The following is a 12,769-nucleotide window of genomic DNA, read 5'->3' as shown; positions in this document are numbered from 1 at the left end:
GCCTCCATAACATCAGATGATAAAAGAACATATCCATGTCGCAGGCTTGCCTTTATACTACCGCGCGGTTGTTTATAAACTGCCCAAATGACTTAGAAATGGGAAATCTCAGGTGAAGTTCGTAAAGTATTTACTAATCCTTGCAGTATGTTGCATCGTGCTGGGAGCAGCCTCGATTTTCGGCTTGTACAAATATGTCGAGCCGCAGCTGCCCGACGTCGCAACGCTGAAAGACGTACGGCTGCAGATACCGATGCAGGTTTACAGCGCCGATGGCGAACTGATCGCCCAATACGGTGAGAAGCGCCGCATTCCGCTGAAACTGGAACAAATTCCGCCGGTGATGGTGCACGCATTTATCGCCACCGAAGACAGCCGCTTCTATGATCACCATGGCGTCGATCCGGTCGGCATCTTCCGCGCCGCCTCAATCGCGCTGGTCTCCGGCCACGCTTCGCAGGGGGCCAGTACCATTACCCAACAGCTGGCGCGTAACTTCTTCTTAAGCCCGGAACGCACCCTGATGCGTAAAATCAAGGAAGCTTTCCTGGCGGTACGCATCGAGCAGATGCTCACCAAGGATGAAATCCTTGAGCTGTATCTGAACAAGATCTATCTGGGTTACCGCGCCTACGGCGTGGGCGCCGCCGCACAGGTCTATTTCGGGAAAGACGTCAGCCAGCTCACCCTGAGCGAGATGGCGACCATCGCCGGCCTGCCGAAAGCCCCGTCTACCTTCAACCCGCTCTATTCGCACGATCGCGCCGTTGCCCGCCGCAACGTGGTGCTGTCGCGCATGCTGGACGAGCATTACATCACGCAGGCGCAGTACGATCAGGCGCGCGCCGAAGATCTGGTCGCCAACTACCATGCGCCGGAAATCAGCTTCTCCGCGCCGTATCTCTCCGAGATGGTGCGTCAGGAGATGATCAAGCGCTACGGTGAAAACGCCTATACCGACGGTTACAAGGTTTACACCACCGTCACCAAACGGCTGCAGCTGGCGGCGCAGGAGTCGGTACGCAACAACGTGCTGGCCTATGACATGCGCCACGGCTACCGCGGCCCATCCAACGTGTTGTGGAAAGTCGGCGAAGCGGCCTGGGATCGCAAACAGATTGTCGACTCGCTGAAAAACTTGCCGAGCTACGGCCCACTGGCGCCGGCGGTCATCACCGCTGCTAACCCGCAGGAAGCGACGGCGATGCTGGCCGATGGCAGCAGCATTGCCCTGCCGATGGCCACCATGCGCTGGGCGCGGCCGTACCGTTCAGACACTCAGCAAGGCCCAACGCCGAAACGCGTCACTGACGTGGTGCAGACAGGTCAGCAGGTATGGGTGCGTAAAGTGAACGACGCCTGGTGGCTGTCGCAGGTGCCGGACGTCAACTCGGCGCTGGTCTCGATCAACCCGAACGACGGCGCGGTGAAAGCGCTGGTCGGCGGCTTCGACTTCAACCAGAGCAAGTTCAACCGCGTGACGCAGGCCCTGCGTCAGGTGGGGTCAAACATCAAACCGTTCCTGTACACCGCCGCGATGGATAAAGGCCTGACGCTGGCCACCATCCTGAACGATTTGCCGATCACCCGCTGGGATGCCGGCGCCGGCACCGACTGGCGGCCGAAGAACTCACCGCCGACCTACGACGGCCCGATTCGCCTGCGGCAGGGGCTGGGGCAATCGAAGAACGTGGTGATGGTGCGCGCAATGCGTGCGATGGGCGTCGACTACGCGGCGGAATATCTGCAGCGCTTCGGCTTCCCGGCACAGAACATCGTGCATACCGAATCGCTGGCGCTAGGTTCCGCCTCCTTCACCCCGATGCAGCTGGTACGCGGCTACGCGGTGCTGGCGAACGGCGGTTACCTGGTTGACCCGTACTTCATCACCAAGATTGAAGACGACAACGGCAATACGGTGTTCGAAGCTAAACCGAAAGTGGTGTGCAGCAGCTGCAACCTGCCGGTGATCTACGGCGACACCCACCGTTCGGCGGTGCTGTCCGACGACAACATCGAAAACGTCGCCACCTCGCAGGAAGGCAGCAACAGCACGGTGCCGATGCCGCAGCTGGAGCAGGTTACCCCGGCTCAGGTGCAGCAGGACGGTGACCAACAGTATGCGCCGCACGTGATCAGCACGCCGCTGGCCTTCCTGATCCACGACGCGCTGAACAGCAACATCTTCGGCGAACCGGGTTGGATGGGCACTGCCTGGCGTGCCGGGCGCGATCTGAAACGTCATGATATCGGCGGCAAAACCGGTACCACCAACAGTTCCAAAGACGCCTGGTTCTCCGGCTATGGCCCGGATACCGTGACGTCGGTGTGGATCGGTTTCGACGATCACCGCCGCGATCTGGGCCGTTCGACGGTATCCGGCGCTATCCCGGATCAGATTTCCGGCGGTGAAGGCGGAGCCAAGAGCGCCCAGCCGGCGTGGGACGACTTCATGAAGACCGCGCTGGAAGGCATTCCTGAGCAGAAAGTCACGCCGCCGCCAGGCATCATCAGCGTCACCATCGACAAAAGCAGCGGCAAGCTCTCCGGCGGTGGCGGCGGCAGCCGTTCCGAGTACTTTATCGAAGGGACGCAGCCGACGGACTACCCATCGCGCGATACCGGCACCACGTTGACCGATCCGGGCGGTGAAAGCCACGAGCTGTTCTGATCGAAAAGGGCCAGAGAAATCTGGCCCTTTTTTTATTCGGCGCGAAGCGTATCAGCGCGACGCGCGCAAAAACGCCTCGGAGAGAAACAGCGCGCTGACGTTGCGCGCCTCACGGAAATCCGGTTCCGCCAGCAACGCCATCATGTTGGCGATCGGCCAGCGCACCTGCGGCAAGGGCTCCGGTTCATCCCCTTCCAGGCTCTGCGGGTAGAGATCGTGGGCCAGCACGATATTCATTTTGCTGGAAAAGTAGGATGGCGCCATCGTCAGCTTACTGAGAAAATCAAAGCGCTTCGCGCCGTATCCCACCTCTTCCATCAGCTCGCGGTTGGCCGCTTCCAGCACGCCCTCTCCGGGATCGATCAACCCTTTCGGGAAACCCAGCTCATAGGATTCAGTGCCCACCGCATATTCGCGGATCAGCAGCAGGTCATCGCCAATCACCGGCACGATCATCACCGCTTCGCGATCCGAAGGCCGCATGCGCTCATACACCCGCCGAACCCCGTTGCTGAATTCCAAATCGACCGACTCGACGTTGAACAAACGCGAACGCGCGACCGTTTCCACTTTCAGAATTTTAGGTTTTTGCAGGTGTTTATCCATGATTGCCTCAAAGAGGTTACCCAGGCGTGGACGGGGCAACCGAAATAATGATTGGCGTAACGCACGGCTCGTTGGCGCTCAAATGCTGACCAAATTCGATCCTGATCACATTGTGCGTTAAGGGCAAGCTCCGCCGCAACGAGCATGAACAGTAATTTACTTTCTTTTAACAAGCGTAGCCAGCGGCGGGCGATTTTCCGTACTGATTCAGCAAACAGCACGCATGAAAATAGGATAATGCCGATATCGACGGCAGAGGCCGGTTGCTAGTATCACGCAGGCAAGAATCAGTGATAAAATGGCCTTGCGTCATGAAGGAATGAGATCCAGAGCGAGAATCTGTTTGTTCCCTCATTAGTTCTGGGTGCCTCCTGGCGGTTTACTCCGTATAATATTCAGCTTTTCATCAGGTTGGCGAAATTCACGGGTGTGAGATGGGGATTGCATGAGCACAATAGTGTTGATATTGGCCTTAGTGCTTGTCTGCCTGATTGCCGCCGGCCTGTACCTGTGGTTCAAGGCCCGCAACCCGTCGGCGCTGGCGCACGCGTTGCCGTTTATCAAGCCTGCCCACCGCAAGCTGACCGATGAAGAGCGCGCCGCGGTCGAGTTCTACCTCAATCAGCAAAACAAGCTGAGCAACAAACTGTTGCCCGGCGGTGGCGCTACGCTGCCCGCAGCCAAACTGGCGCTCACCCCGCAAAGCGATAACGTTTATCCCGTCACGCACGCCATCACCCGCTACGGTCTGGCCAGCGACGATCCCAATAAATGGCGCTATTACCTCGATGCCGAAGAGGTACATCTGCCGCCGTTTTGGGAACCCTACATCACCGCCGACAACCATGTGGAAGTGATCCGAACCCAGACGCTGCCGCTGGTGATTTCGCTCAACGGGCACTCGCTGAAAGATCATATTCACGACCGGCCGCAGCCGCCGGTGGTGACCGCCGCGCCGACCAAAAACGCTTCCATCCGCAAGGAAGAGAGCGAACATGTCGAGCTGGTGAACATTCGTAAGGAAACGCCGGAAGAGCATGCGCTGAACCGGCCGAACGGCATCCGTGAAGCCGTCATCATCTCCGCCGCGCTGCTGCTGCTGTTCTTCAGCCTGATCAGCCCGGTGCTGGTGATCCCGTGGATGATTTTCGTGGCGGTGCTGATGATCGCCTGGGGATGCTGGAACCTGTTCCGCCGTCCGGCGTCACGCGAGCTGAAAGAGATCCACTGCCTGCGCGGCACGCCGAAGCGCTGGGGCCTGTTCGGCGAATCCGGCCAGGGACAGATCAGCAACATTTCACTCGGCATCATCGATCTTATCTACCCGCCGCACTGGCAGCCGTACCTGACGCAAGACTTGGGCAAGACCACCGATGTGGACGTCTACCTCAATCGGCAGGTGGTGCGCCAGGGCCGTTTCCTCTCGCTGCATGACGAAGTGAAGAATTTTCCGCTGCAGCAGTGGGGCCGCAACGCGGTGCTGGTCGCCAGTTCGGCACTGGTACTGCTGTTGTTGCTGATCTATATCCCGCTCAATCTGCCGCTGACCCTCAGCATGGCCTGGCTGCAAGGCGCGCAAAAAGTGGAAGTGACCAGCGTACAGGCACTGGAAGCTACGCCGCTGCGCATCGGCGACACCCTGAAGGTGCGCGGCAGCGGCATGTGCTATGTGCCGCCGCCGGCCAACGGTGGCGGCGCCGTCAATTTTGCGCCGTTCGATTGCTCCGGCATTTACTGGAACAACGCCGCCCCGCTGCCGCAGCCGGAATCAGAAGTCATAGACAAAGCGACGGCCCTGCTGGCCACGGTCAACAGCCAGCTGCATCCGAGCGGTACCGATCAGAAGATCAACCCGCAGCTGGCCAGCGCCATCGAGAAATCCGGCATGATCCTGTTGGATGACTTTTCTGATATCGTTTTGAAAACACAGGATTTATGCCAGGCAGAAAACGACTGTGTGCGGCTGAAAAACGCGCTGGTCAACCTGGGCAACGCCAAAAACTGGAGCGGCCTGGTGAAACGCGCCAGATCAGGCGCGCTGCAAGGCGTCAACGTCCTGCTGCGCCCGGTAAGCGCCGAGTCGCTGGAAAGCCTGACCAAAGTGGCCACGTCGTCGTTCATCTTCAATGAAACGCGTCTGGCCGCCGCGGCGCTCAACAGCCCGCCGCCGGGCGGTTTCCTGATCCGCAGCGATGAAGGTCGACAGTTGGTCAGCCATCCGCAATCCTCAGCGCCGCAGAGCGAATACAACGCTCTTGACCAGTGGAATGAGTTGCAGCGCCTTTCCACTCTGCTGCTGCATACCCCATTCCAGGCGCAGGGGGTGATCACCAGCCTCAGCGTCGATGCCAACGGCACCCGCCACGTGGCGTTGCACAGCGAACCGGACATGATCACCCTGTGGCGCTACCTCGGTACCAGCCTGCTGTTGCTGGCGGTGGTCGTCAGCCTGGGCTATAACGCCTGGCGGCTGGTACAGCGTCGGCGCATCAATCAGCACCGCGTCGCCGATATCCAGCGTTACTACGACAGCTGCTTCAATCCGCAGCTCAATCCGATGTCAATGCGGCCGATGGCCTGAACCTGACGCCGGGGGTCTCCGCCCTGTCATCTGCTTATGCTACGCTAACGCTATTATTCTCATCTGCGGACCGCCCGTCGGTCCGCCCATGGAGTTTTTATGGTTCCCGAGTTTGATTGGCCGCAGATCGATACCGTGCTGCTGGATATGGACGGCACCTTGCTGGATCTGGAGTTCGACAGCCACTTCTGGCTCAGCCTGGTGCCGCAAGCGCTGAGCGAAAGGCGCGCCATTCCGTTCGACGAAGCCCGTCATATCATTGAACGGGAATATCAGGCGGTGCAGCACACCATGAACTGGTATTGCTTCGATTACTGGAGCGAGCGGTTGGATCTGGACATCTACCGCATGACCAGCGAAATCGGTAGCCGCGCGCGGCTGCGCGAAGACACCGAGCCGTTTTTACGGGCGCTGCGCGACGCCGGTCTGCAAACCATTTTGCTGACCAACGCCCATCCTCACAGCCTGGCGGTGAAAATCGAGCATACCGGCCTCGATCGGCACCTTGATTTATTGTTTTCCACCCACACATTTGGTTATCCGAAAGAAGATCAGCGTCTGTGGCAGGCGGTGCAACAGCACACCGGGTTCAACCCACAGCGCACGCTGTTTGTCGATGACGGCGAGCCGATCCTCGACGCGGCGCGCACTTTCGGCATTCGTTACTGCCTGGGCGTGCAAAACCCGGACTCCAGCACGGCGGAAAAAAGCTTCCAGCGCCATCCGTCGATGCGCGACTACCGTCTGCTGATACCGGCGCTGGCCAAGGGGGAAGCATGAAGGAAAAAGCGACGCGCGACGACGCGGTCCGACTGGATAAGTGGCTGTGGGCCGCACGCTTCTATAAGACTCGCGCGCTGGCGCGCGAAATGATCGACGGCGGCAAGGTGCATTACAACGGCCAGCGCGGCAAACCGAGCAAGATTGTCGAACTCAATGCCGAGCTTAAGCTGCGGCAGGGCAACGAAGAACGTACGGTGATCGTGCTGGCGCTGACCAGCCAACGCCGCGGTGCCAACGAGGCGCAGCAAATGTATCAGGAAACCGAAGCCAGCATCGCCAACCGCGAAAAAATGGCGCTGGCGCGCAAGATGAACGCGTTGACCATGCCGCATCCGGACCGTCGTCCGGACAAAAAGGAGCGGCGCGACCTGATGAAATTTAAATTTGGTGAGCCGGAATAACCCCTCACCGTAATGAGAGAAGATTATGTCCAACCATGACCAATTGCACCGTTACCTGTTTGAAAACTACGCGGTGCGCGGCGAGCTGGTTACCGTCAGCGAAACCTATCAGCAGATCCTGAACAACCACGATTACCCGGCACCGGTGCAAAAACTGCTGGGCGAGCTGCTGGTCGCCACCAGTCTGTTGACCGCAACCCTGAAGTTCGACGGCGACATCACCGTGCAGCTGCAGGGCGACGGCCCGCTGAAGCTGGCGGTGATCAACGGCAACAACCGCCAGGAGATGCGTGGCGTTGCGCGCACCCAGGCGCCTATCGCCGACGACAGCACCCTGCATCAGATGATCGGCAACGGCGTCATGGTCATCACCATTTCCCCGACGGAAGGCGAGCGCTATCAGGGCGTGGTCGGCCTGGAAGGTGAAACCCTGGCAGAATGCCTGGAAGCCTACTTCCGCCAGTCCGAGCAGCTGCCAACCCGCCTGTTCATCCGCACCGGCGAAGTGGAAGGCAATGCCGCAGCGGCCGGTATGCTGCTGCAGGTGCTGCCGGCGCAGGACGGCAACCTCGATGATTTCGATCATCTGGTGCAACTGACCAACACGGTCAAAAGCGAAGAGCTGTTCGGCCTGCCGGCCAACGAAGTGTTGTACCGCCTGTACCATCAGGAAGAGGTCACCTTGTACGAACCGCAGGACGTGCAGTTCCGTTGCACCTGTTCGCGCCAGCGTTGCGCCGACGCGCTAATGACCCTGCCGACCGATGAAGTGGCGGACATGCTGGAGCAGGACGGTAATATCGACATGCACTGCGACTACTGTGGCAGCCACTATGTCTTTGACCCGGTTGATGTTGCCGCGTTGTATGCGGGTAACACCGGCGAAAGCGACCAGTTGCACTAAGTAACACCTTTTCGGCGGGCGCCCCCGGCGCCTGCCAACGCCCGCCGTTTGCACGTTTGCTTTTTTCCGTGTGCTATCTCTCAGATCGTAACGAAATACCGCCTAAAACGTTAAATATTTGATACCCATCGCGGTTACTCACCGTTAGATCCCTACAATTGCCGCCAGAAATTCTGTGACCAAGGAGTAGTAACATGCGCGTTAAAGGTATAACCCCTCAGGATCTGGCCGCTTACGGCATTCACGACGTTAGCGAAATCGTTCACAACCCGAGCTATGAACTGCTGTTTAAGGAAGAAACAGACCCATCTCTGGAAGGTTTTGAGCGTGGGGTAGTCACCAAGCTGGGTGCCGTCTCCGTCGATACCGGCATCTTCACCGGCCGTTCGCCGAAAGACAAATACATCGTCCGCGACGACATTACCCGCGATACCGTGTGGTGGGCCGATCAGGGCAAAGGCAAAAACGACAACAAACCCCTCAGCCCGGAAGTGTGGGCCGATCTGAAACACCTGGTCACCGAGCAGCTTTCCGGCAAACGTCTGTTCGTGGTGGATACCTTCTGCGGCGCCAACGCTGACTCGCGCCTGAAAGTGCGTTTCATCACCGAGGTGGCCTGGCAGGCGCACTTCGTGAAAAACATGTTCATCCGCCCGAGCGACGACGAGCTGGCTGACTTCGAGCCGGACTTCGTGGTGATGAACGGCGCCAAATGCACCAACCCGAACTGGCAGCAACAAGGCCTGAACTCGGAGAACTTCGTCGCCTTCAACCTGACCGAGCGCATGCAGTTGATCGGCGGCACCTGGTACGGCGGCGAAATGAAGAAAGGCATGTTCTCGATGATGAACTACCTGCTGCCGCTGAAAGGCATCGCCTCGATGCACTGCTCGGCCAACGTGGGCGAGAAAGGCGACGTGGCGGTGTTCTTCGGCCTGTCCGGTACCGGCAAGACCACCCTTTCCACCGATCCTAAGCGTCAGCTGATCGGCGATGACGAGCACGGCTGGGACGACGACGGCGTGTTTAACTTCGAAGGCGGCTGCTACGCCAAGACCATCAAGCTCTCTGAAGAAGCCGAGCCGGACATCTATCACGCCATCAAACGCGACGCGCTGCTGGAAAACGTCACCGTGCTGGCCGACGGCAGCATCGACTTCAACGACGGTTCGAAAACCGAGAACACCCGCGTTTCTTACCCGATCTACCATATCCAAAACATCGTCAAGCCGGTGTCCAAAGCGGGTCACGCCACCAAAGTGATCTTCCTGACCGCCGACGCCTTCGGCGTGTTGCCGCCGGTATCGCGTCTGACCGCCAACCAGACTCAGTATCACTTCCTGTCCGGTTTCACCGCCAAATTGGCCGGCACCGAACGCGGCGTAACCGAGCCAACGCCAACCTTCTCCGCCTGCTTCGGCGCTGCGTTCCTGTCACTGCACCCGACGCAGTACGCCGAAGTGTTGGTGAAACGCATGCAGGCCGCCGGCGCCCAGGCTTACCTGGTCAACACCGGCTGGAACGGCACCGGCAAACGCATCTCGATCAAAGATACACGCGGCATCATCGACGCCATCCTGAGCGGTGAAATCGACAAGGCGGAAACCGTTACCCTGCCAATCTTCGATCTGGCGATGCCGACCGCGCTGCCGGGCGTGAACCCAGAGATCCTCGATCCGCGCAATACCTACGCCAGCCTCGAGCAGTGGCAGGAAAAAGCGCAGGATCTGGCCGAGCGCTTCATCACCAACTTCGACAAATACACCGATACGCCTGCGGGCGCCGCGCTGGTTAGCGCCGGCCCGAAGCTGTAATTCGGTAGCGTTACCTCTTCAGCTAAGGCGCGGATCCCGCGCCTTTTTTTATTTTCATCGATTGCTTTTTAACCAGCAAGGCGAGAAAATAAGTCAATGCAATCATTGATAGCAAAGGAGGTTTAAATGGCGACTATCACCGTCAGAAATCTGGACGACGAAATCAAAGAGCTGCTGCGTATCTCAGCGGCGAAAAACGGCCATTCTATGGAAGAGGAAGCGCGCATGATCCTGAAACAGGCGCTGGTGAAAAAGCCGCCGCGCTATGGATTGGGTACCTGGATGCATCAGCACTTCGCCGAATTCGGCGGCGTTGAGCTGGAGATCCCACCGCGTGACGCCGTGCCGCCACGCATCGTCACCTTTGATGATGAAGATGACAACGCATGATCATTATCGACACCAACGTCATTTCAGAAACGCTGCGTCCCAGCCCGTACTACAACGTCATTAACTGGTTAAATGAAAAGGACAATGACGAGCTCTATCTCAGCGCCATTGTCCTCGCCGAACTGTTCAGCGGCGTCGCCTGCATGCCTGACGGCAAGCGCCAGCGGGATCTCAAGCTGAAATTGGCGGACGCCATTGAATTGAAGTTCGAGGGGCAGATATTGCCGTTTGATGGGCTGTGCGCGATGCAATACGCGGAATTGACGGCAAGGAATCGGCTGCTGGGTAAAGCGATGAGCGTGCCGGATACCCAAATCGCCGCCACCTGCCTGCATTACGGTGCCGCCTTGGCCACCCGCAATACCAAAGACTTCATCCACTGTGGCATCGAATTAATCGATCCGTGGCAGGCGCCGACCGGCCGTCGGTTGCATGAAGATGCGGCGGAATACTACGTGATGAGCAGGAAGTCCTGACGGGGCCGCAGCGGCGCGGCCCACATCAGAGGTCAGGCGTTTTCCCTGGCCGTTTGATGACCGTTGGTCGACTCTTTTTTCTCCATCGGCAACGGAATATACGCGCGGATCAAAAGCCCGCCGCGCTCGCTGGTGCCGATATCCAGTTCGCCGTCATGCGCGTCGATAATACGCTGCACGATCGCCAGCCCCAGACCGGTGCCGCTGGTGCTGCGCGCGCTGTCACCGCGTACGAACGGCTGCAGCAGGTGCTTCAACTCTTCCGGCTTGATACCCGGGCCGTCATCTTCCACCTGGAACCAGCCGCGCTGCAGCTCGCGACCGCTGCTGACCTTGATCCAACCGTTGCCGTAACGCGCCGCGTTCACCACCATGTTCACCGCCGCCCGCTTAATCGACAGCGGATGCACATTCATCATCAGCTCGCCCGGTGACAACGCGGTTTCAATCACCCGCTCATAGCCGCTTTCCGCCGCGACCACTTCGCCTAAAATGGCGTTCAGATCGCTGCTTTCGGTCGGCATCTCCTGCCCGGTGCGCAGATAATCGATGAACTGCTCGATGATGGCGTTGCACTCTTCGATGTCTTTATTGATCGACTCGGCCAGATAGCCGTCTTCGGCGCTCATCATCTCCGTCGCCAGCCGGATACGCGTCAACGGCGTGCGCAGATCATGGCTGACCCCGGCCATCAGCAAGGTGCGATCGTCCGCCAGCTGCTTGACGCCCGACGCCATCTGATTGAATGCGCGAGTCACCGACCGCACTTCGGAAGCCCCATACTCGCGCAGCGGCGGCGGAATAATCCCTTTGCCCACCTGCAGCGCCGCATGTTCCAGCTCCACCAGCGGGCGGTTTTGAATACGAATAAACAGCCAGGCACCGCCGATCGCGAGCAGCATGATCGCCAGCGTATAGCGGAACAGCGGAGAGAAGTCGCCCTGATGGATTTCCGTCAGCGGTACGCGCACCCAGATATCGGGCTGCAGCCAGGTTTTCAGCCACACCACCGGGGAGTTCTTGTTCACCTCCACCCGCACATCGGTCGGCCCGCCGAGCTGCTGCGCCATCTGCTGGCTGAGGAACTGGTAGTGCTGCGCCCAGCGCAGGCCGCTCTCCTCCGCCGCCGAGTTGGTGTAGAGAGAAATGCCCAACTCGCGGTAGATCTCACGACGGAACGCTGGCGGCACTTCCAACAGCGTGCCGTCCTCCAGCTGCAGCCGATCGGTCATCAGCATACGCACTTCGTAAGCCAGTACCTTGTTGAACTGCTGCAGGCTGGGCAGGATGGCGAAGTTCAGCACCACCAGATAGGTCGTCACCAGGCTGACGAACAGCAAAGTGACGATCAACAACAGGGTTCGGGCAAACGAGCTACGCGGTGAAAAGCGCAATCGCCTCATGCCTTGCTGCCGTCCGGGACGAAGACGTAGCCGAGACCCCACACGGTCTGGATATAACGCGGATGCGCCGGATCTTCTTCAACCATGCGGCGCAGACGAGAGATCTGCACGTCGATGGAGCGCTCCATGGCGCTGTATTCGCGGCCACGCGCCAGATTCATCAGCTTATCGCGCGACAGCGGTTCACGCGGGTGGCTGACCAGCGCCTTCAGTACCGCGAATTCGCCGCTGGTCAACGGCATCGGCTCGTCTTCGCGGAACATCTCGCGGGTGCCGAGGTTCAGTTTGAATTTGCCGAAAGCGATCACCGCCTCTTCCTGCGAAGGCGCGCCCGGCAGTTCGTTCGCCTGGCGGCGCAGCACCGCGCGGATACGAGCCAACAGCTCACGCGGGTTGAACGGTTTAGGAATGTAGTCGTCGGCGCCGATTTCCAGCCCCACGATGCGATCGACCTCTTCGCCTTTCGCGGTGACCATAATGATCGGCATCGGGTTGCTCTGGCTACGCAGACGGCGGCAGATGGACAGGCCGTCTTCGCCCGGCAACATCAGATCGAGCACCATCAAATGGAAGGATTCACGGGTCAGCAAGCGATCCATTTGCTCAGCGTTGGCAACGCTGCGAACCTGGAAGCCCTGTTCGGTTAAATAACGTTCTAAAAGCGCGCGCAGGCGCATGTCATCATCGACAACCAGGATCTTATGATTCTCTTGCATGGTATTACTCCCAAAGGCTTTATT

At 59.1% G+C, this 12,769-nt stretch carries 11 protein-coding genes; 8 read left to right on the top strand and 3 right to left on the bottom strand.

Annotation, left to right across the window (positions count from 1 at the left end; translation table 11 throughout):
• Positions 1-112: 112 nt before the first annotated feature.
• The gene (gene mrcA / locus ACJ8HA_RS21570) at positions 113-2,671 is read left to right on the top strand and encodes a peptidoglycan glycosyltransferase/peptidoglycan DD-transpeptidase MrcA (RefSeq protein WP_049294950.1); all 2,559 of its coding nucleotides are present in this window, start codon (positions 113-115) and stop codon (positions 2,669-2,671) included.
• A gap of 51 nt (positions 2,672-2,722) precedes the next feature.
• Here mrcA and nudE read toward each other — a convergent pair whose 3' ends face one another.
• Positions 2,723-3,277 (bottom strand): ADP compounds hydrolase NudE, encoded by a 555-nt coding sequence (nudE, locus tag ACJ8HA_RS21565; RefSeq protein WP_015379304.1) that lies wholly within the window; start codon positions 3,275-3,277, stop codon positions 2,723-2,725.
• A gap of 445 nt (positions 3,278-3,722) precedes the next feature.
• Between nudE and ACJ8HA_RS21560 the strand changes: the two genes are divergently transcribed.
• From ACJ8HA_RS21560 to ACJ8HA_RS21530, 7 genes are all read left to right on the top strand, one after another.
• Positions 3,723-5,858 (top strand): intracellular growth attenuator family protein, encoded by a 2,136-nt coding sequence (locus ACJ8HA_RS21560; protein WP_025304545.1) that lies wholly within the window; start codon positions 3,723-3,725, stop codon positions 5,856-5,858.
• 99 nt (positions 5,859-5,957) lie between these two features.
• A complete protein-coding gene (gene yrfG, locus ACJ8HA_RS21555) occupies positions 5,958-6,638 on the top strand; it encodes a GMP/IMP nucleotidase (protein ID WP_089181417.1) in 681 nt (226 codons plus the stop codon).
• Entirely contained in the window at positions 6,635-7,042 is a 408-nt protein-coding gene (hslR, locus tag ACJ8HA_RS21550) for a ribosome-associated heat shock protein Hsp15 (protein ID WP_025304547.1), read from the top strand. Before yrfG ends, hslR begins: the two co-directional genes overlap by 4 nt.
• A 25-nt stretch (positions 7,043-7,067) precedes the next feature.
• The gene (gene hslO / locus ACJ8HA_RS21545) at positions 7,068-7,946 is read left to right on the top strand and encodes an Hsp33 family molecular chaperone HslO (protein WP_025304548.1); all 879 of its coding nucleotides are present in this window, start codon (positions 7,068-7,070) and stop codon (positions 7,944-7,946) included.
• A 194-nt stretch (positions 7,947-8,140) separates the two neighbouring features.
• Positions 8,141-9,760 (top strand): phosphoenolpyruvate carboxykinase (ATP), encoded by a 1,620-nt coding sequence (gene pckA, locus ACJ8HA_RS21540; protein WP_043138920.1) that lies wholly within the window; start codon positions 8,141-8,143, stop codon positions 9,758-9,760.
• 126 nt (positions 9,761-9,886) lie between these two features.
• The gene (locus tag ACJ8HA_RS21535) at positions 9,887-10,150 is read left to right on the top strand and encodes a FitA-like ribbon-helix-helix domain-containing protein (protein WP_004930730.1); all 264 of its coding nucleotides are present in this window, start codon (positions 9,887-9,889) and stop codon (positions 10,148-10,150) included.
• Complete coding sequence (locus tag ACJ8HA_RS21530) at positions 10,147-10,626, top strand: type II toxin-antitoxin system VapC family toxin (RefSeq protein WP_421095928.1); 480 nt, start codon at positions 10,147-10,149, stop codon at positions 10,624-10,626. Before ACJ8HA_RS21535 ends, ACJ8HA_RS21530 begins: the two co-directional genes overlap by 4 nt.
• A gap of 32 nt (positions 10,627-10,658) precedes the next feature.
• On the opposite strand, the gene envZ is transcribed toward ACJ8HA_RS21530, so the two are convergent.
• Positions 10,659-12,029 (bottom strand): two-component system sensor histidine kinase EnvZ, encoded by a 1,371-nt coding sequence (gene envZ / locus ACJ8HA_RS21525; RefSeq protein ID WP_015379311.1) that lies wholly within the window; start codon positions 12,027-12,029, stop codon positions 10,659-10,661.
• Positions 12,026-12,745, bottom strand: coding sequence for an osmolarity response regulator transcription factor OmpR (gene ompR, locus ACJ8HA_RS21520; RefSeq protein WP_004709363.1), 720 nt, complete (start codon positions 12,743-12,745; stop codon positions 12,026-12,028). Before ompR ends, envZ begins: the two co-directional genes overlap by 4 nt.
• Positions 12,746-12,769: the final 24 nt, after the last annotated feature.

Origin of the sequence: Serratia sp. CY33802, from assembly GCF_052169095.1 — a bacterium.
Classification (GTDB): Bacteria; Pseudomonadota; Gammaproteobacteria; order Enterobacterales; family Enterobacteriaceae; genus Serratia; species Serratia bockelmannii.
The sequence above is the reverse complement of the archived record's forward strand: the minus strand, read 5'-3'. Positions and strand labels throughout refer to the sequence as shown.